Annotated in this window: 21 protein-coding genes; 9 read left to right on the top strand and 12 right to left on the bottom strand. The window is 42.2% G+C overall.

The window, feature by feature from the left end; all coding sequences use genetic code 11:
- Positions 1-144: 144 nt before the first annotated feature.
- The 4 genes from ACMHKH_RS07955 to dinB form a co-directional block, all read right to left on the bottom strand.
- Complete coding sequence (locus ACMHKH_RS07955) at positions 145-1,758, bottom strand: FimV/HubP family polar landmark protein (RefSeq protein ID WP_413520107.1); 1,614 nt, start codon at positions 1,756-1,758, stop codon at positions 145-147.
- A gap of 50 nt (positions 1,759-1,808) precedes the next feature.
- Complete coding sequence (locus tag ACMHKH_RS07950; protein ID WP_413520106.1) at positions 1,809-3,500, bottom strand: FimV family protein; 1,692 nt, start codon at positions 3,498-3,500, stop codon at positions 1,809-1,811.
- A 120-nt stretch (positions 3,501-3,620) separates the two neighbouring features.
- A complete protein-coding gene (queA, locus tag ACMHKH_RS07945; RefSeq protein ID WP_413520105.1) occupies positions 3,621-4,829 on the bottom strand; it encodes a tRNA preQ1(34) S-adenosylmethionine ribosyltransferase-isomerase QueA in 1,209 nt (402 codons plus the stop codon).
- A 147-nt stretch (positions 4,830-4,976) separates the two neighbouring features.
- On the bottom strand, positions 4,977-6,089 hold the full coding sequence (dinB, locus tag ACMHKH_RS07940; RefSeq protein WP_413520104.1) for a DNA polymerase IV: 1,113 nt from the start codon (positions 6,087-6,089) through the stop codon (positions 4,977-4,979).
- 533 nt (positions 6,090-6,622) lie between these two features.
- Here dinB and ACMHKH_RS07935 point away from each other — a divergent pair.
- A complete protein-coding gene (locus tag ACMHKH_RS07935) occupies positions 6,623-6,868 on the top strand; it encodes a hypothetical protein (RefSeq protein ID WP_413520103.1) in 246 nt (81 codons plus the stop codon).
- Between the two features lie 86 nt (positions 6,869-6,954).
- Here ACMHKH_RS07935 and maiA read toward each other — a convergent pair whose 3' ends face one another.
- Positions 6,955-7,599, bottom strand: a complete 645-nt coding sequence (maiA, locus tag ACMHKH_RS07930) for a maleylacetoacetate isomerase (RefSeq protein ID WP_413520147.1) — start codon at positions 7,597-7,599, stop codon at positions 6,955-6,957.
- A gap of 134 nt (positions 7,600-7,733) precedes the next feature.
- Between maiA and ACMHKH_RS07925 the strand changes: the two genes are divergently transcribed.
- Positions 7,734-8,567: an IclR family transcriptional regulator gene (locus ACMHKH_RS07925; protein ID WP_413520102.1), complete on the top strand. Its 834-nt coding sequence runs from the start codon at positions 7,734-7,736 to the stop codon at positions 8,565-8,567.
- A 56-nt stretch (positions 8,568-8,623) separates the two neighbouring features.
- Here the strand turns inward: ACMHKH_RS07925 and ACMHKH_RS07920 are convergent, their stop codons facing one another.
- From ACMHKH_RS07920 to ACMHKH_RS07905, 4 genes are all read right to left on the bottom strand, one after another.
- Positions 8,624-9,199: a VOC family protein gene (locus tag ACMHKH_RS07920; protein ID WP_413520101.1), complete on the bottom strand. Its 576-nt coding sequence runs from the start codon at positions 9,197-9,199 to the stop codon at positions 8,624-8,626.
- Positions 9,200-9,324: 125 nt separating this feature from the next.
- The gene (gene fahA, locus ACMHKH_RS07915) at positions 9,325-10,614 is read right to left on the bottom strand and encodes a fumarylacetoacetase (RefSeq protein ID WP_413520100.1); all 1,290 of its coding nucleotides are present in this window, start codon (positions 10,612-10,614) and stop codon (positions 9,325-9,327) included.
- Between the two features lie 260 nt (positions 10,615-10,874).
- Complete coding sequence (locus ACMHKH_RS07910; RefSeq protein WP_413520099.1) at positions 10,875-12,071, bottom strand: aromatic amino acid transaminase; 1,197 nt, start codon at positions 12,069-12,071, stop codon at positions 10,875-10,877.
- A gap of 232 nt (positions 12,072-12,303) precedes the next feature.
- A complete protein-coding gene (locus ACMHKH_RS07905) occupies positions 12,304-13,233 on the bottom strand; it encodes a LysR substrate-binding domain-containing protein (RefSeq protein WP_413520098.1) in 930 nt (309 codons plus the stop codon).
- Between the two features lie 154 nt (positions 13,234-13,387).
- On the opposite strand from ACMHKH_RS07905, the gene hppD reads away from it, so the two are divergent.
- From hppD to nhaC, 4 genes are all read left to right on the top strand, one after another.
- Positions 13,388-14,488 carry a 4-hydroxyphenylpyruvate dioxygenase gene (gene hppD / locus ACMHKH_RS07900; RefSeq protein ID WP_413520097.1) on the top strand — a complete coding sequence of 367 codons (1,101 nt, stop codon included), beginning with the start codon at positions 13,388-13,390 and terminating at the stop codon, positions 14,486-14,488.
- Positions 14,489-14,673: 185 nt separating this feature from the next.
- Positions 14,674-15,573, top strand: coding sequence for a phenylalanine 4-monooxygenase (gene phhA, locus ACMHKH_RS07895; protein WP_413520096.1), 900 nt, complete (start codon positions 14,674-14,676; stop codon positions 15,571-15,573).
- 129 nt (positions 15,574-15,702) lie between these two features.
- The gene (locus tag ACMHKH_RS07890) at positions 15,703-16,044 is read left to right on the top strand and encodes a 4a-hydroxytetrahydrobiopterin dehydratase (protein ID WP_413520095.1); all 342 of its coding nucleotides are present in this window, start codon (positions 15,703-15,705) and stop codon (positions 16,042-16,044) included.
- Positions 16,045-16,168: 124 nt separating this feature from the next.
- The gene (gene nhaC, locus ACMHKH_RS07885) at positions 16,169-17,602 is read left to right on the top strand and encodes a Na+/H+ antiporter NhaC (protein WP_413520094.1); all 1,434 of its coding nucleotides are present in this window, start codon (positions 16,169-16,171) and stop codon (positions 17,600-17,602) included.
- Between the two features lie 156 nt (positions 17,603-17,758).
- On the opposite strand, the gene ACMHKH_RS07880 is transcribed toward nhaC, so the two are convergent.
- Entirely contained in the window at positions 17,759-18,673 is a 915-nt protein-coding gene (locus ACMHKH_RS07880) for a LysR family transcriptional regulator (protein ID WP_413520093.1), read from the bottom strand.
- A 244-nt stretch (positions 18,674-18,917) separates the two neighbouring features.
- On the opposite strand from ACMHKH_RS07880, the gene speB reads away from it, so the two are divergent.
- The 3 genes from speB (at position 18,918) to ACMHKH_RS07865 (ending at position 23,268) form a co-directional block, all read left to right on the top strand.
- Positions 18,918-19,886 carry an agmatinase gene (gene speB / locus ACMHKH_RS07875; RefSeq protein WP_413520092.1) on the top strand — a complete coding sequence of 323 codons (969 nt, stop codon included), beginning with the start codon at positions 18,918-18,920 and terminating at the stop codon, positions 19,884-19,886.
- 109 nt (positions 19,887-19,995) lie between these two features.
- Positions 19,996-21,741: a 5-guanidino-2-oxopentanoate decarboxylase gene (locus ACMHKH_RS07870; RefSeq protein ID WP_413520091.1), complete on the top strand. Its 1,746-nt coding sequence runs from the start codon at positions 19,996-19,998 to the stop codon at positions 21,739-21,741.
- A 120-nt stretch (positions 21,742-21,861) separates the two neighbouring features.
- Entirely contained in the window at positions 21,862-23,268 is a 1,407-nt protein-coding gene (locus tag ACMHKH_RS07865; RefSeq protein WP_413520090.1) for a YjiH family protein, read from the top strand.
- Positions 23,269-23,301: 33 nt separating this feature from the next.
- Here ACMHKH_RS07865 and ACMHKH_RS07860 read toward each other — a convergent pair whose 3' ends face one another.
- Entirely contained in the window at positions 23,302-23,802 is a 501-nt protein-coding gene (locus ACMHKH_RS07860) for an IS630 family transposase (RefSeq protein ID WP_413520146.1), read from the bottom strand.
- Entirely contained in the window at positions 23,789-24,139 is a 351-nt protein-coding gene (locus ACMHKH_RS07855) for an IS630 transposase-related protein (protein WP_413520089.1), read from the bottom strand. The genes ACMHKH_RS07860 and ACMHKH_RS07855 overlap by 14 nt, the downstream gene beginning before the upstream one ends.
- Between the last annotated feature and the right edge of the window lie 59 nt (positions 24,140-24,198).

The following is a 24,198-nucleotide window of genomic DNA, read 5'->3' as shown; positions in this document are numbered from 1 at the left end:
GCAGAATGATGAGGGAAAGAAATGATTTGCAGAGGAATAATAGAAATAATAAGAAGTAGAGCGTAATGAAATTAAGCGAGTATTCTAAAGGGATAGAATACTCGTTGTTGTCTTAATTATTCAGCTTAATTGTTTAAGAATGATTTAAGTGGTGCGCTCAAGTAATTGTTGTGCTTGCTGCTGCTGTTCACTATTACCTTGAGCGATGACTTCATTAAGTAAGCGCTTGGCACTATCGTATTCGCCAAGTTGTAGGTATTGACCCGCTAAATCTAATGTGACTTGATTGCTATCCAACGTTTTGACAAAGTCAAAATCTGCTGCAAACTGAGCCGAGAAGTCCTCAGCACTAGTAATCTCAGCTACAGGTGCAATAGCATTATCAATATGACCAAATGGCTCGCTTGCAACTGGCATGCTAGTCGTGGCAAGCTCTGCTATATTATCAAAATCGAAATCATCGTCTATGACAGTATTGTCATCGAACATCAAAGTAGTAGGGGCAATGCTAGGAGCTTCAGACTTATTTTTTATGATGCCCGTTTCTTCAATGCTCAAATCTTTGATATTCGCGTCTTCAATACTGATGTCTTCAAAACTAAAATCATCGAAATTATCTACAGCAGAAGACTGCTGAATCTCTGTTTGATTTGACGTTTCATCTGACACATCATTATTGTCTAAAGATAAGGACAGACTGTCATAGGCTATGTCTGCTGAGTTAACTTCATTATTGATAGTGCTATCAGTATCAATATGTGAGTCATCTAAATCTAAAACGAACTCATCATCTAAGCTTAGCTCATTCGACGGATTGTTAACGTTATCCTGAGTAGAAGTAACCTGAACTGAAGATTCGGTAGAAACAGAACTTTTCTCAGCCCAATCAAAGTCAAAGTCGGCATCGATATTATTACTATCAATAACAATGTCGTTTTCTATCACTGAAGCTGCAGATACTAAGATATTATTATTATTTGATAAATTAATCGTGGTGAGCGGTGCTGCGCTAACATCAGCCATATAAGCAGACTCATTAGCGCTATCTTCTAAATCACTTAAGCTAAGATCAAATGCTTGCTCAATATCCTCAAAGTTATTACTATCACGCTGACTGTTATCAAAAGTATCAGAAGCAGCGTTAGGCTGATAAGTAGATTCTAATAAGTCATTTTGATATAGCGCCTTTTCGGCAGCCGTATCAACAACAGGACTATTATTATACGCCGCTTTATCAGTTGGTAAGTCGAAGTCCAGACTTTCAAATTCAGTGCTTTGGCTGTTATCTGGTGGTAAGGTATGCTTAGCAACTTGTTTTTGCTCGGCCGTCAGTAAGGCTTTTAGCTCGTCAGCTTGTGCGATACTTTGCTCATCGTTATTTGCTTTGATGGCATTATAGACTTTATTAAAACTGTCAGACTCATCTATTGTCGCATAGACAGCAAGTAGCTTAAGCGACATTTGGCTGTCATTTGGTTTTTCAATAAGACCGCGATTGAGGGTTTCAATCGCTTTGTCATAGCGCTGCTGATCCATAAAACGCTGAGCGATATCGATGTGATCAAACTTCTTCTCATGATTGGTCGCTGTTTGAGTAGGCGTGCTTTTAGAGCCAGATTGTGTCGATAAAGTCTCGGTTTTACGGCTTTGTAGACCTGACTGCTCTGATGGCTTTTGCGCTTTGTTTTTGCGCATGACCAAAACCACGATGAGTAAAATGACCACCAATCCGGCGATGATATATAGCATATTGTCCATAGTTACTCCACGCCTGCGATCACAGCTGCTTGCATAGATCGGTTAGGCAATTATTGATTGCGTAATTTTTTGAGACGAGCTTGCAGCTCAGCCAGTTTTTGGTTTTGTAATTGTAATTTACGAGTATAGCTATCAAGCGTGCCGCTGGTTTTTGATAACTGCTGAGCCTGTGAAGCCGTGCTTTTCCTAGATGATTTAAGCAGGGTTAATACGTCGGTACTCAGTCCATTACCTGCTGTCACGCCCGCTTTAGTTTTAGTGCCATCTGCGCTACCTTCATGACCGGGAGCAAGAACAGAGAACTGCGCTTTTGGTAACGCTTGGGTCTTAGTTGTCACCGGTTTTGCAGCGCGCTTAGCGGTTTGTACAGACTCAGATTTAGGTGTTGCTTTTGGCGTAACTGGTTTTTTTGCAGCAGGCGTATTGGCTGCTCTATATTGTCTTTGTGCGTTGATGGCAGCTTCAAGCTTCTGCTGTGATGGCAACACGTCATAATTGGGCAAGCTTAACTGTGCATCTTTTTTTAATTGATTGGCATTTTTATTGATAAAGGCATCAGGGTTTTGTGTCTGAATCTCTTTCATCACAGTTTGCACATCGATATTGTTTTTATCTGCTATTTGCTGAGCAATAACCCATAAGTTGTCGTTACGCTGTACTGTATAGTTTATCTCAGTACTGGCTAACTTAGTTGAGTCTGCACTAGAACTAGAAAGTTTGCGTGTTGCCTCTTGTTGTAAAGCGGCTGGATTAGAAGGCATGCTATTAACAGCAATGTCATTTAACGCCGTGTTATTGCTATTGTTTGAGTTAATAGTTTTGTCTTTAGGTTGTATCTGACGAGTGACTTGGATGTTTAAGATATCAAACTGTTTGTCATTGGCGTCAGCAGCAGAAGGCATACTATTTGCTGAGGCGCTTACACCTGCATTGTTATTATTTGCATTCGTCATTAGAACGCTGTTATTAACATCGACAGGACTATTTAAGCGTCCATTTTCTAAGCGACTAGGTGCATAGGTTGTGGTATTGCTTTGATTCGTCGCCACTGCTGTCGGTAAGTCAGAAGATGCATTCGTTGTTTGAGCACTTGAAGCTTGCATGCTTGGTATTTGAGTAATAGGTGCTTGAATACTCGGCGTTTGAATAGTGCTCTCAGATAGCTTTGTGGCGTTTAACGCAGGTTTTGATGCATTATATGATAGTAACAAAGGTGGCGGTGCGCCTTTTCTAACAGTCAGGGGCTGTGCGTTAGTGCTAGAAACCATGGGTAAGTTGGGCTTCTTTTCAGCTGAAACGATATTTTTAGAGCTAGCAAGCGGTACGCTGTCACTGAGCGGCATTAGTAATGTCTTTGGAATCACATTGCGCTGATTGCCATCATTAATCGCTAACACCACATCCGCAAAAGGTTTAGATACCGGTTTGGTGGTGGTAATAAAAACCTGACCGCTAGTAGCAGATGTTGGCTGAAAGCGTACTGTCATTGAATCAGTAGGAGTTAAGCCCATTTGCTGATAAATGGCAGAGTTCGCTAGTCCCGCTGAAAAATCAGCAGTTTTGATGTCAGTGACCAAAATAGTAGCAGCGAGAGGTTCGTGCTGAGCTGAGGTAACAACCGTCTTGCCTATCGTTGCTGCTTGTGCACTAGATACTAGGGCTGCATAACTCACTGAATAAAGTAAAGCCATCGATACCGCACGATGTATGCGAGTCAAGCGATGAGATAAATGACCAGACATATGCAGCCCTTTGGAGTAAAAGTTATCTATGTTGTTATAACAAAATAGCGTTTAGTTTACCAGTTTATTTCACTGCTGTTGTCACCAATAGCTGAATTGTTTGCTTAATGTTGAAGCGCATCAGTCAATTTGTCTATCAAGTAGCATGGCATCACCGTAACTGAAAAATCGATATTCTGATCTAATAGCATGTTGGTAAGCTTGCTCGATGGCTTTTTTAGTAGAAAAAGCGGAGACCAGCATTAGCAAAGTAGATTTTGGTAAGTGAAAATTGGTCAGTAGTTTATCCACGACGCCGAACTTGAAACCTGGGTAGATAAAGATATCGGTATCACCCGACCAACCAGACAGTACTTGTCCATTGACGGCTGTTTGCTGATAGGCACTCTCAAGAACTCGTGTGACAGTAGTGCCAATAGCAATCACTTGCTTGCCGTTAGCATGGGTTTGATTGATAAGATCTGCGGTAGTCTGAGGTAAGTGCGCATATTCGCTGTGCATCGTATGATTAAGCAGATTGTCGGTTTTTACAGGAGCAAAAGTACCTGCACCAACATGCAGAGTCACAAAGGCAGTCTGAATGCCTTTTGCAGCCAGCTTCTCTAATACAAGTTCGTCAAAATGCAAACTTGCTGTTGGCGCTGCGACACTAGCAAGCTTGGCAGGGTCATGAAAGACAGTCTGATAGCGCGTATTATCAGTAGCATCGGCATGACGCTCAAAGTATGGCGGAATAGGCAGTTCACCATAACGCTCTAAATCAGGCAAGATGGGGGCATCAAACGCTACGATAAACAAATTCTCTTGACGCCCAATCATCACGCCATTCATCTGACCATCAGCAAGTACAAACGCTTGCCCAAGCTTTAGTGCTTTACTGGCTTTAATATGACAAAGCGCGAGATGCTTTTTTGCTATCAGCGTTTTATCTATATCACTCAAATTCGATGTCGCGGCATTTAGGTCTTCAAGCGTGACCAAGCGTTCAATCAAGACTTCAATTTTTCCGCCCGTATCTTTTTGACCAAATAAACGCGCTTTCATCACCTTAGTATCATTAAAGACAATTAAGTCACCTGTATTTAGCAGCTCAGGCAACTCTGAAAATAACTTATCTTCAATCTGACTGACATTGTTTTTGTCTTCATTGTTAGTTGGTACATAAAGCAGCTTGGATGCGGAGCGCTGCGCCAATGGATAACGGGCGATCAGCTCATCCGGCAGCTCATAATCATAATCATCAACGCTCAGGTAATCTAAAACATCGTCGTTCTCATTGGCATTATCATGGGAGTGGCTATCTAAATTTTGAGGTTGAGAAGCAGTCATAAAGCATCTTTTAATAGAGAGAAATTTTGGCGCAATTATAGCAGAAATGAGGATATGAAAGAACGTTTTCGTAAGTGGCAATTATTTATCTAATACTAAATATAAATAAAATAGCCTAAGTAAAAAATATAAAGTTGATCTAAAAATTTACTCAAACAAACTCAATTGTAGCGTGACCTCTGTGGCAGGTATCAATGAGGAAAACGTCACACCGACCAGCCGAATAGGGAGGGCTCGCGGAATGTCCAAAAACAACTTATCTAGCCAAAAATGAGCAGATTTTGCACTGTCAAATGCCGTTGATAAAGTATGAGAGCGCGTTACTTGAGTGAAATCTGCGTATTTTACTTTTAGCGTAATAGTGTAGGCGAGCAGCTGCTTATTATGCAGCTGACTAAAGGCGTCCGCATTTTGCTCATAAATCTGTAGGCGCAGTTTGTTATTATCCGTTAGATTGTCTCTAAAAGTAGTCTCAGAACCAACGGACTTGTGAATACGCTCAGACTTGACTGCACGCTCGTCGCAACCGTGAGCGATATCATGATAAAACTGTCCACGCTTACCAAACTCATTGATCAATATGGCAGCTGGCATGCGACGAAGGTCAGCACCATGACTGATACCCATCGCATGCAGACGTTTGGCGGTTGCCTTGCCGATACCATGAAAGCGCTCGATAGGTAGGGTACTAATAAAGGCTTCGGCATCCGCTGGTGTGATAACCGCTGTGCCATTGGGCTTATTGATATCAGAGGCGATTTTTGCCAGCATTTTGTTGAAAGACACACCGGCAGAGGCGTTCAGACTTGTTTGTTCTAAAATCTGTGCTCGTAACCAATTTGCCATTAGCGTCGCTGAGCCTTGATGAACTGCTAATCCGGTAACATCAAGATAAGCTTCATCTAAGGATAATGGCTCAACGTGTGGCGTTAAGCTGTACATGATACGACGTATCTCAGTACTGACAGCACGGTAAACATCAAAACGTGGTGGTACAAATATCACATTAGGACAGCGTTTTCTGGCTTCATAGCATGACATGGCAGAGCGTACGCCAAATTTACGCACCTCATAACTTGCAGCTGCTACCACGCCGCGACCATTGGGATCGCCGCCAACCACTAATGGCTTGCCGCGTAGCTCTGGAAAGTCGCGCTGTTCTACGCTGGCATAAAAAGCATCCATATCGATATGAATAATTTTACGCAAGTTTGGTTGGCTGATGATAGTTGTGCTTACGGTTGTCAAGTGTGTTGTCATAGACACTATTTTACCTGATTTTATACCTCTATTTTAGTGTTGGTCACTCACACAAATAGATTTAAGATCAATAGCAATAGCAATAGCAATAGCAATAGCAATAGCAATAGCAATAGCAATCAGCAATCAGCAACCGCTAGTATTTATAAGATAATTTTGTCTTATAAATACTAATACTGAGAATTTGTATATTCTTTAATAGCATTTGCAGTTGTACTGACCGTTCACATTCCTATATTGACCATTTATCGGAAATGCTATAAATACCTGCCAGGTTTTGCTTATATATCTTTACAATTGAACATCTAAGATACAATATAGATATATAAAAGAGTAACAAGGTAGACAGTGGTTAAAATGTAGTAAGTCACTGTTAGGTATATGGGTAATTGCTTACTAGCGCAGATTGGCGGCAAATGGATTTGCATGACTTATTTGAGTTCATTGATTAAGTAGTGATTACAAGATTATCAACCAGCCTATATTTAATGAGAAGTAGCTCAAACTATTTAAAAGCAGTTAAGGAGCTGGGTATGAGTAACGAATTAAAAGGAAGCGATTTAACACGTGCGATGCTCGCACGCGGTGATAAACAAATATGGTGTGCAGTCGATGATGATAGCGATGAGCAAGCAATGATGGATCACTGTGGTAATGATTTCACGGCTTGTATCGTCTCATTTAAAAATGGCTGTTTTTATTGTAGTGGTGGTTCAGAATGGTCATTTGCCGTGCCGATAAAGATAGTCGCTGTTACTCAGCACGAAGCTAAGCTTTGAGTACTAAAGATAGTATACAAATATATAATTACCAATATAATAAAGCCTCCTAAATTTGGAGGCTTTAATTTTTACTGCTGATAAAACTAAAAGCTAGGTGCGTCAGGCTGCAGCATAGGATCGGCATCAGCAAATGCTTTTAATGTGCGGCAGTGTGTATCAATCTCGACGATATTGGGGTAAAGACTTAGATCTACTTTAAAGCGGCGAGCAGAAGAAACCTGCGGAATCAAATAACAATCTGCAAAAGTAGGACTGTCTCCGTAGCAGAATTTCCCACGATTTTTATCTTGAGCTAAGCGCTTTTCTAAAGCGGCAAAACCTTCACTCATCCAGCGATTGCACCACGCCATGACTTCAGTTTCATCTACCGCTAACTCATTACGTAAATACTGTAAGATACGTCGGTTATTAATTGGGTGGATGTCACAGCCAATCATGGCGCTAATGGCGCGTACCTGCATGCGCCCAGCAGCGTCTTTGGGCAATAAAGCATGCTCAGGATAGACTTCCTCTAACCATTCTAAAATAGCGGCGCTTTGATACAACAATAAATCATCGGCTTTTACGACAGGTACCAATCCTTGTGGGTTGATAGCTTTAAATACGCTTTCTAACTGCTCATCTTGTGCCAAATTGACGGCGATATAGTCATAATCTAGACCTTTTAGATTCATGGCGATCCGCGTACGATAAGAGGTACTACTACGAAAGTAGCCATAAAGTGTCATCATTATCAATTCCTTTTATTATGGTATGTGGTGTGTGAGATAAATGGTTATAATTAGTGGTACTATTTTTATGTTATATAATCAAAGATAAATACTATTAAGCCATATTGATATTAAATTTAATTGAGCAAAATATGCCAGCAGATGAAAACCTTGTAGAGAATGTCACCAAAGCCAATAAAAATGGTGTGCAGTCACTTGAGATTGGATTGTCGATATTAGATATCCTTATCGATCGTAGCTCTCCTATGATGCTAAAAGATATTGCTCAAGCAATGCAAATGCATCCAGCAAAGTGTCATCGTTACTTAGTCAGTCTTATTCGTAAAAATTATGCACAGCAACTTAACGATGGGCGTTATGGATTAGGCGACAGGGTCAATGCGATCGGACATACTGGGTTCAATCAAAACAATATCGTAGAACGGCTGACGCACGCTGCTAATGAGATTAAAGATACGCTAAGTTGTACCGTGCAAATCGCTAAGTGGTTTAATGAGGGTCCTATCATTATCCAATCTGTGGAACCAGACAGTGCCATTAGCATTATTACTCGCATGGGTTCACGTATGCCTCTGACAACGTCGGCAACAGGTCAGTTATTTGCCAGTTATCAGCCTGATGCTTTTATTAAGCCGTTAGTCATTGCTGAATGGGATACAAAAGAAAAGGCATTAATAGTGGAAAAATGGCAGCACTTTAAACAGCTACAAACCAAAATTCGTACCCAAGGTTATGCGACAGTGACTGGTGATATGTTGATGGGCATTAATGCCATTACGATCCCTGTTATATTGCCAGATCTTACCGCTACTCAGCCCAATAGTAATGACAACTCATCTGTTGAAAAGTTGTCATTAGAGTATGCCATTACTATTATAGGAACTACAGAGCAGCTACCGATAAGCGAGCAGGATAATGTGATTGAGAAAATATTGGCGATAGCGCAGCGTTATAAAATCGCCTAGCTAGCACCATATTTATACTTGTCGTTGCTTAATTCAATCACTTAATAAAGTCAGTTTTACTCACCTGCTGGGGCGACTTCTCTTGCCTCAGCCAACTCTTCTGCATGCAGAAATTGCGTATGCGCTGGAGCACGTTTGGTACGTGACCATTCTTCTAGCATGTCATACTTCATCTCTTCCGTAATCATCGAGACTTTTTCTTCTGAGGTAATATCATCGTAGGTAAGTTCCATGCGATGACCATTAGGATCAAAGAAATAAATAGAATGGAAGATACCATGATTGGTCACGCCGATAACATCAATACCACCTTCTTCCAAATGCTTTTTAGCCACCATTAACGCATCACGGTCTTTTACCTTCATTGCTAGATGCTGTACCCAATTTGGGGTATTCGGGTCAAAGCCCATTTCGGGTTGATTAGGCACTTCAAAGAAGGCCAACACATTGCCATTACCAGCATCTAAAAAAACATGCATGTAAGGGTCAAAGGCTTTGGTTGAAGGCACATGATCTTCAGCAAATGCCAAGATGAAATCCATGTTTAGATGTTTTTTATACCATTCGACGGTTTCTTTAGCATCTTTGCAGCGATAGGCCACATGATGAATTTTTTCAATTTTAAAGGTCATATCAAATTCCTTTTGATAAGGCGTGTCATTAATGGGCTGTCAGGCAATTCGTTTATGAGTCATTATCTGACAGCCTGAGTTAATTGTTACGCCTGTTTTATATGCTAATACTTTATATAGTCAGACTATTCGTCGAAATCAAAGCTGAGCGCAGGCAGTACTTTACCGCGTACTTCACCAAAGCCGACACGGACGCCATTTTTTTCGCTATAACCTTTCATAATGACCGTATCGCCATCTTCAATAAAACTGCGCGTTTCACCACCTTTTAGCGTGACTGGTTTGGTGGCATTCCAAGCAATTTCTAACATTGAGCCATAAGAGTCGGGCGTAGAACCTGAAATCGTACCTGAACCCATCATGTCGCCAACTTCTACTTTACAGCCGGTAATAGTGTGGTGGGTCAGCTGCTGTGCAATTGACCAGTACATATATTTAAAATTGGTCTCGCAAACGACGGTAGCACTATCGGCATTTTCAGGAAGTATCTCTACTGATAGAGTGATATCGTAGCTATTGTTGCTGTCTTTTTCGGCTAGATAAGCCAGTGGTTTTGGCTCTTGAGTCGGGCATGGTATTTTAAAAGGTGCTAACGCGTCCATGGTTACAATCCAAGGGGATACCTCAGAAGCAAACGTTTTAGCATTAAATGGACCTAAAGGTACGTATTCCCATTTTTGGATGTCGCGGGCTGACCAGTCGTTGAGCAATACCATGCCAAAGATATGGTCGTTAGCATTATCTACCGCAATCGGTTGACCGATGCTATTACCTTTACCGACGACAAACGCAGTTTCAAGTTCAAAATCAAGGCGCTTACAAGGCGAGAAAATAGGACGGTCATCGGCATTGGGTTTTAGCTGACCAGATGGGCGTATCACATCCATGCCACTGACGATGACGGTGCTGGCGCGTCCGTTATAACCAACAGGCATCTCAGTCCAGTTAGGTAGTAGAGCATTGCTTGGATCACGGAACATAGTACCGACGTTGGTTGCGTGCTCTTTAGAGGAATAAAAATCGGTAAAACCTGGTACTTGAACGGGCAGGTGCATAGTGACATCTGCTTGCTTAAAGAATGCTTTTTTCTGCAAGTCTTGATCGTCACGCAGGGTATCGCTATCACTTGATAGTAGTGTTTGAATGATTTTACGTGCTTTGGTCCAGTTGTCGCGACCAGAATCGATAAAGGCATTTAAAGTAGGTTGGTCGAAATATGAGCCGTTATCCAAGCTCAGTAAACCCTCTGCTTCGAGAACCGCCAAATCCAATACGTGCTCGCCAATGGCAACACCAGCGCGACGCTTACCATCAGTGCTTTCGCTGAAAATGCCATAAGGCAGATTATGGATTGAAAAGTCAGAATCGGTTGCGATATTGATAAAAGAGGTGAGGTTTTTGTCAATCGTTGACATGGGCTGCTCCTTGCTAAAAGTATAGAATAAATTACGATATAATTAACTACTTACGTATAATGTAATTTATCGGAGTATAGATTGCAAGGCTTTTTATGCGGTCGTTTTATGAAAGCATTCCGATCTTGGTTGATAATAAGGCGATTTGATTGCTGTTATTATTCAATACGGCTATCACTGCAAAAACGCCACGCATAAAAAAAGGCTGAGCAATTATGCTCAGCCTTTTTGTTAAGATAGTTTTAGTAAAATAAGCTAGCTTAGTCTTTTAAGACGTCTGCCATCGCATTGGCAACGTAATCGATATTACTGTTGTTCAATCCGGCCACACACATGCGCGAGTCAGAGATCATGTAAATACCAAAATCACTTTGTAAGCGTGCAACTTGCTCAGGCGTCAGACCTGTAAAGCTAAACATGCCGTTTTGACGGGTAATATAGTCAAAGTTACGGTTAGGGATTTTGGCCTCTAACACAGACTTGAGCTTGGTACGCATGGATTTGATACGGTCACGCATCGCATAAACTTCGCCAACCCATTGCGTATGTAATACTTCATCGTTCATGACGATATCGACCACACGACCACCATGTGATGGCGGGCTTGAGTAGATACGGCGCACGATCGAGTTCAACTGACCGAAGACGCGCTCAGTCTCATCAACTGTCGGGCAAACCACCGATAGACCACCGACACGCTCACCGTATAGTGATAAGTTCTTAGAGAATGAGTTGCTAACAAATAATGGCAGACCCATATCGACCGCTTTACGAATCGCGTAAGCATCGCTGTCCATATCTTCGCCAAAGCCTTGGTAAGCGATATCCATAAATGGAATCAGCTCACGTGCTTGAATGACGTTAAGCACTTGATCCCACTGTTCGCGGGTCAAATCTAGACCAGTTGGATTGTGGCAGCAAGGATGCAGCAAGATCACATCATTCTTGTTTAAAGTTTCAAAAAACTGAATCATCTCATCAAATCTGATGCTGCCATCGGCTTTATTATAGTACGGGTATTTACCTACTCCGACATCAGAGCCTTCAAAGATGGCAATATGATTGCCCCACGTCGGGTCGCTCACATAGCACTTAGACTGCGGGAACCATTCATGGATAAATTCTGCACCAACTTTTAGCGCGCCAGAACCACCAATAGTGGCGATGGTCGCAACCAAGCCGTCTTTTAAAATCTGGGCGTCTGTACCAAATAGCAACGCTTGGCAGCCTTTACGATGTCCTGGAAGACCTGCCATTGGTAAATACGGACGCGGAGAAATAGGGTCAGCAATACGCTGCTCAGCTATTTTTACACAGTCGAGTACAGGCATGACGCCATTTTCATCATAATAAATGCCAATGCCTAGATTGACTTTATCAGGATTGTTATCTGCTGCAAATTTTTCTACCAATCCTAAGATTGGGTCACCGGCATAATAATCGATACGTTCAAACATTTGTTTTCCTTACAAGAGATATGAGTTGAGGCGCTAAAAAGCATAAACCAGTTTTATGATTAACTCAACGTTAGATTCCGTAATGCTAATTAATTAACACATTTTTTTCTTAGCTACAAACTTTTGAAATGTCTCTCAGCTTGATAGTGACTGCGATTTGATAGTGAACACGATTTAATAGTGACTATGCTCATCAGTATCAAGTGATTATCAAGATGAGAGCTAAGAAACTTTAAAAGCTCTGTAAATCATCAAAATGGCTAGCAAAATAGCGCTGTAAAAAACGCTTAAAAGCAATGCTAGCTGGTGAAAGTGCTCGAGAGGAGCGTTGGTAAATAAAAAATCGGCGCATTTTAACAGGTTGTGCCAGAGGTCGCATCTGTAGCCCATTGGCGCTCACCCAGTCTATCACCTCTGGCATGTAGGGCAGACACAAAGTAATACCAAAGCCTTGGCGCGTCATCTCAAGTGCCGTCGACATAAAGTTCACTTTGTAAATAGCCTGCTGAACATGGTTTGCGATACGCTCATCGAGCTCAGCGGTGACTTGTTCCAAAAAAGGACCTTGCAAAGTAATGAGTGGAATATCTATCAAATCCTTCCAGATAATTTCACGTTTTTTTGCTAGCGCATGGCTATCAGGCATCACCACGCAAAATGGCAGCTCATAGAGTAAATCGGCACTGATCTCATCTTCGGTTTCCATAAAGCCAAGTTCGGTACCGACACCCAAATCCACTTCAATATTTTGAATATGTTCAAGTAAGTTTTCAGCAGAGCAATCTAATAACGACACGCTGATATCTGGATATTCTTTAGCAAACTGTGCAATGACCGCCGGCATCGAGGAGGCAGCAAACTGCGATACTGCCAATCGTACCTGACCTTGCGCTAAGTTTGTCAAACTGCTTGCTTCATTTTCAAACAATAGCATCTCGTTCAAAATACGCCGAGCTTGCGGTAACAAATGATGGCCTACCACTGACAAAGAGAGTTGGCGCGTGGTGCGATCAAATAACACGATACCTAAGCTAGATTCTAATTCTTTAATCAATCCACTGACTGCAGATTGGGTCAAATGCATCTGATCGCTGGCACGAGTAAAACTGCCGTTGTCAGCGACTTTGATAAAAGCGGTGAGTTGGCGAATGCTGATATTCATAAGTAAACCTGATAAATAAATCAAAAAATACGATTAGTCTTATAAATCAAGCTAATCTAATATAATTGAATCGTCAATAGGAATGATTGATGAAACTTATTTTTTGCTAATTTTTAGCGCTTTATACCACCAATTGCAATTAAGGATGATGACAATGGCAGATTTATTTGACAACCCTATGGGACTACAAGGTTTTGACTTCGTTGAGTTTGTCTCACAAGAGCCTGAGCTTGTCGAAGAATTATTCCGCAACCTTGGCTTTACCCATATCGCCAATCACCGCTCAAAGGATGTTGCCTTGTTTCGTCAAGGAGACATCAACCTCATATTAAACCGTGAGCCAAAAAGCCATGGCAGCTACTTTTTAAGTGAGCATGGTGCTGGCGCTTGTAGCATGGGTTTCCGTGTAAAAAATGCTCAGCAAGCTTATGAGCTAGCTATCGAAAACGGTGCTGAGCCAGTCGATGTCAAAACAGGGGTAATGGAATTACGTCTGCCAGCTATTAAAGGCATCGGCGGCTCGCTCATTTATCTTATCGACCGCTTTACTGATGGCAACTCTATTTATGACATCGATTTTGAATACTTACCTGATGTCGATAAGCATCCAAAAGGCTTTGGCTTTAAGGTTATCGACCATCTAACGCATAACGTTTACCGTGGTCGTATGTCATATTGGGCAGATTTCTACGAGCGTATCTTTAACTTCCGTGAAATTCGCTATTTCGATATCAAAGGTGAGTACACTGGCCTAACCAGTAAAGCGATGACTGCTCCTGATGGCAAAATTCGCATCCCATTGAACGAAGAGTCAAAGCAGGGTGGTGGTCAGATCGAAGAGTACTTGATGCAATTTAATGGCGAAGGTATCCAGCATATTGCGCTATTGAGTGACGACTTACTATCTAGTATCGATAAATTAAGAGACATGGGTATCCCGCTCATGACAGCGCCAAATGAGACTTATTATAAAATGCTTGATGAGCGTTTACCAGGGCACGGCGAGAATATCTCTGAGCTACAGATGCGCGGTATCTTGTTAGATGGTACGACTGAAGGCGATGTTCCGCGTCTGCTGCTACAAATTTTCTCTGAGACCATTTTGGGTAGCCCTGTATTTTTCGAGTTTATCCAACGAAAAGGCGATTACGAAGAAGGCTTTGGTGAAGGTAACTTTAAAGCATTGTTTGAATCAATAGAGCGCGATCAAGTACGCCGCGGTGCCATTGGTCAAACAGAGACTGAAGCGCCATAACAGTAAGCAAAAGTACTCTTAGAATAAGTATTGAAAGGGCAAGATGAAAGGGTTTTATCTTGTCCTTATTACCTTTGTTATCCTGCTATTTAATCATAAAAAGCCAAAAACTAGGCAGACAAAGTGAATAAAGCAAATGACTGATACTAAGGTATCGGATTGATTGCAATATAAGGAAACTAGGCATGGAAAGCCGTCAACAGATAACTGCTCATACAAAGCTTGTCAGCGTTAATTCGCTTAACAATGAAGCACTCAATGCTGAATTAACAAGCACTGAAGCGTCTACTCATCATTCAAATCAAAAGAAGCAACCTTACGTATCGCGTCAGCCAGACAGTCATGGTCATATTCATTATAGTGACGATGAAAATGCGATGTGGCAAGCGTTGCTTGAACGTCAAGCTCAGCAAATACCTAATCGTGCCTGTTCAGCTTATCTTGAGGGTTTAGAGAAACTCAAGCTATCGCCTACGTATATTCCGCAATTACAAGATATCGACGACGTATTGCAAGCGACGACTGGCTGGCAGACTGCGGCAGTACCGGCGCTCATTAGCTTTGGTAAATTCTTTAAACTGTTAGCGGATAAACGCTTTCCAGTCGCAACCTTTATTCGTCGTTTTGATGACATGGACTATATCGAAGAGCCTGATATTTTCCATGAAATCGTTGGCCATTGTCCTTTGCTTACCCATCCAGCCTTTGCGGCATTTAATGAAACCTATGGCAAGCTTGGTCTCAATGCAACTAAGCAAGAGCGTCTTTATTTAGCGCGCCTATATTGGTTCACTATTGAATTCGGTCTAATGGGCGCGACCAAAGAAAATCGCAAGATTTATGGCGGCGGTATCTTAAGCTCACCGTCTGAAACGGTTTATGCTCTAAGCGATGAACCAGATTGTCGCGCGTTTGATTTAATCGACGTCTTGCGCACCCCTTACCGTATTGACCAAATCCAGCCTATCTATTACGCAATCGACGATTTGGATACGTTATTTGATATCGTGAATAGCGATATTATGGGCGCTGTGAAAAAGGCGATGGGTTTGGGTTTATTTGCGCCGACTTATGCTAAGAAATAGTTTGTAAGTAGTCGTGATTACTATAGGTTTCAGCCATAAACGTCAATAGATATTAAAGAAAGTACGCTTGAAAACAATTAACCCTCAAAGAAATTATCAATAGAGCAAAAATAAAAAAAGGAGATTATTATGTCCGCATTAACACAAGCCAGCTGTGAAGTCTGCCGTATCGGCGTGCCAAAAGTTACCGAGTCAGAGGCTCAAGAACTCATGAAGCAAATCCCTGAGTGGTCATTAATTGAAGTGGATGATATTCAGCAATTAAAGCGCCAATATAAGTTTAAAAACTTTGTGAAAGCGATGGAGTTTGCAAATCAACTTGCAGAGGTTGCCGAAGCGGAAGGGCATCATCCTGGGATGCTGGTTGAGTGGGGCAAGGTTACTGTTACTTGGTGGTCACACAGCATCAAGGGTCTACATAACAATGACTTTGTGATGGCTGCTAAGACCGATGCTTTGCTAAATCAATAAGCTAGTTCACCAATAATTTTTATCTAAAAAATTTCATTTACTATTAGTCTTTAGCCATTCGTTTTTAATTATTTAAAACTCTATTTTAGAGATTTAAGAAAAACAGGCAACATAAGGATGTGTTATGCCGCCACAAGTACTTACAGAATTATCTCCTAAGGTAGCTTTTTTTGTTGCTAGCGTGGTCATCGCGATTATGGGTGTCACCATGATCGGCTTTGGCTGGGTGCCTCACCTCTCATTAATGCTTGCTATTGCTATTTTGCTCGCCCTAGGGATGTTTAAGGGCTTAAGCTTTGAGAAGATGCAGGAACAGATGTCTTCAGGCGTCGTCAGTGGTATCGGTGCAATCTATTTATTATTCTTTATCGGGTTGTTAGTTGCTGCTCTTATGATGTCGGGCGCTATCCCTACCATTATGTATTATGGTTTTGACCTCATCTCACCGCAGTATTATTATATCTCTGCCTTTGTTTTGACTTCAATTATCGGGGTTGCGTTGGGCAGTAGCTTGACCACGGCTGCGACGATAGGCGTGGCGTTTATTGGGATGAGTAATGCCTTTGATGCCAACGTGGCTATCGCTGCAGGTGCCATAGTTTCAGGCGCATTTTTTGCTGATAAAATGTCGCCACTCTCAGATACTTGTACGCTTGCTTCTTCTGTTGTGGGTATCGATTTATTCGAGCATATTCGCAACATGATGTATACCACTGTGCCAGCTTGGCTTATTACAGCAGGACTGTTTTGGTTCTTCTCTGGGCAGGCAGGTAGCGGCAATTTAGATCAAGTTATCCTGTTACAGTCGCAATTGGTCGATAGCGGCTTAGTACATGGTTATTCAGTACTACCCTTTATCGTGTTGGTCGTGTTAGCGTTATGCCGAGTGAATGCTATCTATACCATCATTTACACGATTGCTAGCGCTTTAATCATTACTTATTTGCACAGTACACCTAGCATTGAACAATTAGGCAGTTATATGTTCGCTGGTTATACGCCTGCTGAAAACTTGGAGTTAGGCGAAGTAGGCGGTATGATTTCACGTGGTGGTATGCAAAGTATGTTCTTTACGCAGACCATTGTGATATTGGCTTTAAGTCTAGGCGGTTTGTTACGCGCACTGGGTATTTTACCAGCGCTACTACTAGGTATCAGAGATATGCTGACCAATTCAGGTCGCGCCATCTTTGCTGCTGCTATGGCAGCCTTAAGTATCAATGTCCTAATCGGTGAGCAGTATTTAAGTATTCTATTGTCAGGTACGGCATTCCGTCCGACCTTTGAGCGCTTGAACCTACATCCAAAAAACCTATCGCGCACCATTGAAGATGCTGGTACCGTTATCAATCCATTGGTACCGTGGAGTGTGTGTGGCGTATTTATCAGTCAGGCGTTAGGCGTACCCGTGCTTGATTATCTTCCGTATGCTTTCTTCTGTTATTTATCACTGTTACTGACAATCTTATTTGGCTTCACAGGGATAACGATTACGCGTAAAGATGGCTCTAATGTCCGTCAGCATAATAAAGCACAGCTAGCTACCTTAAAAGCATAGTCTTAAAGGTATAGTTAAATTAATTTTGTTAGCTGTCAGTAAACGTATATAAACCGTTGCTCAGTATCTTATATCTGTTTTAATCATTGTTTTTAATAGCAACCTTTAAATATCGTGACTGATAAAGAAAAACCCCTTTTAAAGAATATTTATTCTCTAAAAGGGGTTTTTTCGTAATAGGTCCATCATTCGATTTAAAAACTCAGCGACATGCTTATGCAGGTTTTCACGATATGCCCAATGATGTTTGACCTCATAACTTGCGGTCTCAGGTAACAAAATTTTCATCAGACCTGTTTCTTCATAGCGCTTGGCAAAATCATTCGGCAAGTAGCCGACGTGATGACCAGCAAGAATCAGCTGTGCGGTTGCATCCATATGATAGGTGGTGGCGCTTAAGGCTTTGGGGCGAATATGGTTAATATTATGATCGACCACATAGCCGCGCTTTATCCAAGGATAGTGTTGTTCTAACTCCTCAAAGCTTAAATCTTTTGAGCTATCGAATAAAGGATGCGCCCTCCCGCAGCAGACCACCTGCTTTTCAATAAAAGCAGGTTTAAAGCTGAGTAGCGGCGGAAAGCTACCAAAATAACCAACGCCAATATCGCTTTCGTTGCTAAGCAGCTTATCTAACATGCTCTCAGGACTTTGCACATCGATTGAAAAATGGATAAGAGGATTATCACGATAACTGATAGCCAAGCACTGCTGCAAAGCGTCATAAAAAAACGTCGGCATCTGATCCGTTAAACATAGGCGAATATGACCACCGCGAACCGAATCTAATTGACGAATATAATGTAACTGATGCTGGAAGCTAGCTACTGCTTCATTAAAGCTTAAACAAGCCTCATAAACCGCGGCACCGTCTTCTGTAAGGCTAAAGCCTGCTCTGCCACGATGACATAAAGTCATGCCCAAGCGGTCTTCTAAATGGGTCAGATGACCACTAATAACGGAAGGGGTCACATTTAAGCGTGACTGCGCTGCCGTCACGCCTTGACACTCGACAATCGCCATAAAACTACGCAAGGTTTTAATGTCTATTTTTATCAGTTCATCTAGCATGAAGAGTGCTGCCTAAGTATTTATTAAGCTTAAGTATTTATCAAACCTAAGTATTTATCGAGCATATAAGTTTTAGTTTAATTTTAAACTTCTAAGAATTCTGTATAAATCTCACTTACTACGAAAAACCAGAAGTTTACTTCTAAATTTTACCATGGTCTGCACTGACATATCTAGGTATTGTCAAAGGCATAGGAAACTTGTCTACTTTGATAAATGTAACAATAAAACAAGGATGTGAATGATGGAATTCAATCAACCATTAAGCGGCAACGATATGCCAAGATTTGGCGGCTTTGCGTCTATGATGCGCCTGCCAACTCAATCAGATGCAGAAGGGTTAGATGTCGCATTCGTTGGTGTACCTTTAGATATCGGTGCCTCTAACCGTAGTGGTGCTAGACTAGGACCACGCCAGATTCGCGATGAATCACGCATGATTCGCCCCTATAATGTCGCCACGCGCGCCGCCCCATTTGAATCCTTACAAGTTGCTGATATCGGCGACGTCCCTATTAATACCTTTAACCTGTTAAAAAGCATTGATATCATCGAAAAATTCTATTCAGAAAAAATCGTCAAACATGGTGCCATTCCACTGACGTTGGGCGGTGACCATACTATTGCTTTGCCTATCTTACGTGCACTTGCCAAAAAACACGGTCCTGTTGGGATGGTGCATATCGATGCGCATGCTGATATCAATGATGAGATGTTTGGTGAAAAAATCGCCCATGGTACGCCATTCCGCCGAGCAGTAGAGGAAAACCTTATCGATGGTAATCGTGTGGTACAGATTGGCTTACGTGGTACAGGTTATAGCGCTGAAGAGTTTGATTGGTCAACCCAGCAAGGCTTTCGAGTAGTGCCTGCTGAAGAATGTTGGTATAAATCATTGACGCCGCTGATGGCAGAAGTGCGCGAAAAGTTAGGTGATGGTCCAGTTTATTTAAGTTTTGATATCGATGGCATTGATCCTGCGTTTGCACCAGGTACGGGCACGGCTGAAATCGGTGGCTTGACGTCAACGCAAGCGATTGAAATTATTCGCGGTATGCGCGGACTTGATGTAGTTGGTGGCGACTTGGTAGAAGTATCACCGCCGTATGACCCATTTGGCAACACCTCAGTACTGGCGGCAAACTTGCTGTTTGAAATGCTATGTATCTTACCTGGTGTGCGTTATGACGATAAGGTCAAAGCGATTTATTAAGCATAATTTATACTAAAAAACTGCTCTTTATAAGGAATTAAAGGGCAGTTTAGATTTGACACTGAACGACTTATTTACTTGCGATTGAATTTTTTAGGATGAATGACTCATGACGTACTCTCTACAAACGCCTTCCTTATTGACAAATACTTCGCCAATGACCTCTCCAGTTACTTCATCGCTGACCTGCGGCGAGCTGCTCGTACAATGGTTAGAATATTATGGGGTTGAGACGGTCTTTGGTATTCCGGGTGTACATACGGTCGAACTATACCGTGGTCTGCCGAATACTGATATTCGCCACGTCACGCCACGTCATGAGCAAGGCGCTGGTTTTATGGCTGATGGCTACTATCGTGCCTCTGGCAAAGTAGGGGTTTGTTTTATTATAACCGGTCCCGGTATGACCAATATCATGACCTCAATGGCGCAAGCATTGGCAGATTCTATCCCGATGCTTGTGATATCTAGTGTCAATAAAGTACAGCATACCGGCAGTGGTGAAGGGCATTTGCACGAATTACACGATCAGCAAGGGATGGTCAGTAAAGTGGCGCTCATGAGCAAAACCATCTGGCAGCCTGAGTCTTTACCCAAAGTCATCGCTGAAGCTTTTGCTTTATTTAATGGTGCGCGTCCGGGACCGGTACATATTCAGCTACCTATTGATGTGATTACCGCTGATGCCAGCCATGTCGGCAAGCCGCCTAAACTAAGTAATCCTAAAAATAATCAGGCTGATTATCATCGTTTGGTGCAACCAAAAGTAACAAGACCGTTACCTCATCCTGCGCAATTGGATTTGATTGTTGAAACTTTAAAAGCAGCAAAGAATCCAGTATTGCTCTATGGTGGTGGCTGCGTTGATGTTAATCATGACGCGCAAAAACTGGCAGAGCTGATAGACGCGCCGACCTTTTTGACCATTAATGCCAAAGGTTTATTGCCGCCTGCTCATGCATTGAGTTTGGGTAGCAATCAGTCATTAGCTGCAGCACGCGCCGCGATTGCTGAGGCAGATGTGGTGTTGGCGATAGGAACTGAGCTTGGCGAAACTGATTACGATGTCTTCTTTAATGGTAAGTTTAAAATCAATGGCACGCTGATTCGTATCGACTGCGATGCTCAGCAATTGCAGCGTCCTTTTAGAGCAGATATTGCGCTATTGTCTGATGCGCAAATGGCGATCAGCGGTCTGTGCGAGCGCTTAGAGAGTCAGCCGCTGAACCATCAAGCACTTGCACGTGTCGCCACTGCAAAACAGGCGCTGATAGAAGAAATGACAGCAGACTTTGCTGGTCAAAATGCACTGTTGCAGCTGATTCGAGATGAGGTAGAAGGCGTTATTTTCGTTGGTGACTCGACCCAGCCTGTCTATAGCGGCAATCTTGGCTTTGAGGCGTTGGCCACGCGTCGATGGTTTAACTCGTCAACAGGGTTTGGCACCTTGGGTTATGGTTTGCCCGCTGCTATTGGTGCCATGATTGGCTCAAAAGCGCCGGTCATTAGCTTGATTGGTGATGGCGGCATTCAGTTTACCATTGCCGAGTTAATCTGCGCTGCTGAGCTTGAGCTGCCATTGATTGTGCTGTTATGGAATAACCAAGGTTATGGTGAGATTCGCCGCTATATGGAAGAGGGCGGCTTACCGTTAATAGGGGTTAATATCAAGACCCCGAACTTTGAACCATTAGCTGCAGGATTCGGTGCAGGCTATCGTAGAATAACCGCCAAACAGCAGCTGCTTGATGCATTAAAGGAAGACATCATAGGTACTAAACCAGTTATTTATGAAGTGGATGAAGCTGATGAGTTCTTGACTGAAATGGGTAAAACTTTTCGCTGCTTTAGCTGAATATTGATTTGTATTAAAAATAATTAATAAAATTAGATCCGACCAATTCGCTCAATTCGGGTATTGGTCAGACCGCCAAAGGGAAAAATTGGCGATCGTCGCCTATCAAGGAGGAATCAGATGTCAAATGTTATTGATCAATCGCAGCAGCCCATATTAGGCAATCATGTTAACGCGTCAGAGACCCCGCAAGGCGCGCATTGGCGTGCCGCAATGTGGAAGTTCTTATTATTTTCAGCATTGGGTATTGCGTTGTTTATTATTCCGTTTCAATGGGACGGCAAGGTTACTATTTTATTGGGCGTGCTGACCGATACCTTGCAAGCGTTGATTGGAGGTTATGTTGTTTACGCCGCATTAGCCATTGTTACGGTTTCTTTTATCGGAGCGCTGGCGGTCAAAGTTTTGAAGCCTAACCTACCAGCTGACTCTATGCGCGCCAAGCTGTTTGATGTCGATTGGTTTTGGCTTGCTGCGCGTTTTTTAGGCGCGTTATTTGTTTGGATGATTTACCTACAAATCGGTCCTGAGTTTATCATTAACCGTAATACCGGCGGCGTCATTTTTGAAGATTTGATACCGATTTTGATTCCTTTGTTCTTCTTTGCCATTTTATCATTGCCGTTTTTGACCGATTTTGGTTTGATGGAATTTTTAGGTACGTTATCCAGCAAGGTATTTGTCAAACTGTTCAGGTTACCGGGGCGCTCAGCGGTCGATGCCATGTCATCTTGGTTTGGTGCAGCCTCCATTGGTTTGCTCGTGACCATGCAAGAGTATGATAAAAGCTACTACAGTCAGCGTGAAGCAGCCATTATCGCAACGACTTTTTCGGTCACCTCCATCGCCTTTACCTATGTGGTTGCCAAAACCATCGGTGTGGACAATAACTTTGTATATTTTTATCTGACTGTTGCTTTAACAGGGTTCATCGCTGCCATTATTATGCCGCGCCTACCGCCATTGTCTTTGAAGCCTGATACCTATCATTCAGGTAAGAGCATGCTTGATGAAGAGATTCCGACTCAGTACACCACCTATCAATGGGCGGTCAACCGTGCCATCACGCGCGCACATTCTATGCCAAGTTTGGGTAATGTGTTTAAGCATAGCCTAAAAAATCTATTTGATATCTATTTTGGCTTGATTCCGGTGATTTTTGCTATTGGTACTATCGGTCTTGGCTTAGCAGAATACACGCCGGTATTTAACTGGTTATCGGCACCGCTTGTACCAGTGCTTGAACTGCTACAAATTCCAGAGGCTGCTGAAGCGGCTCCAGCGATGATTATGGGCTTTGCTGATATGTATTTGCCAGCGCTGGTTGGTAAGAGTATTGAGAGTGAGATGACAAGGTTTATCGTCGGTGCTGCTTCTATCACTCAGATTATCTATATGTCTGAAGTCGGTGCGCTGATTTTAAAATCAAACATTAAGCTTAATGTGTTAGAGCTGTTTATGATTTTTATTCTGCGTACGCTCATCAGTTTGGTGGTCATTACTACCGTAGCGCATCTGTTGTATTAAAAAATGCGCTCATAGCCTAATGCTAGGCTATAGTCAATCCACAATAAAACTGGAACAGCCCATATTATAAAATAGTTTAGGTAGATTATTCTCCATCCACCCTTGGCGTAGAAACTTTGCTTGAGCCCATTTCTTTTCGATAGGATTTAGATCAGGGCTATAGGGTGGTAGAAATAACAGACGGTGACCATGCCTATTAAGCAATCTTTGAACGCGTTTGTGAAAGCTGGCATTATCCAAGACAATCACGCATTTAGTCTTAAGGCTTGGAATTAATGTGTACTTGCACCAGCCATAGAATATATCGCCATTAATATTTTTATCAAAGTAATAAAGTGCAAACAGCATCTTTTCATACAGAGCACCGATGATGTTGGTTCGCTTTTTTGCTTGCCAGTTGTAGCTGTCGATACAGGGTTTGCCTATCGGTGCATAGCCGTAAGGTCTCATAGTTTCAGCCTCAAAGCCGCTCTCATCCATATAAATAATGGGATAGCCTTGCTGCGTAAAGCTATCAATCTTATCTTGATATATCGCTCTTTTTATTGGACACGCTTTTGGATGCTCTAAGGTCTTTTTTTTGACTGATGCTAAGACGTTTTAAAGCCGATTCAATGCCTGACTTGCTGCAATCTAAACGCTGTGCTCTCTCGTACATATAATCGTCTGGATGCTGTTCAACATCTTTCAATAAGGCTTCATTTGATATTTTAGTCGGTGCTTTATTTCTAGTTGTTTTAGGAACTAAGCTCTGCTGCCAGCTGTGAATCGAGCTTGTGCTAAGCTGATAAAAGTTAGCAGCTTCTCGAATGGTCATGCCGTCTTTAATGCTTCGTAATACTTGTTTGCGAAAGTCGATTGAATAGGTCATCGTTGATTTCACTAGATGAATTGGTTATAAACATTGTATCGATTTTATCTAAGATTGAC

It is taken from the genome of Psychrobacter glacincola, assembly GCF_965118485.1.
GTDB lineage: Bacteria > Pseudomonadota > Gammaproteobacteria > Pseudomonadales > Moraxellaceae > Psychrobacter > Psychrobacter glacincola_D.
This window is presented reverse-complemented; position numbering and strand designations above follow the sequence as displayed.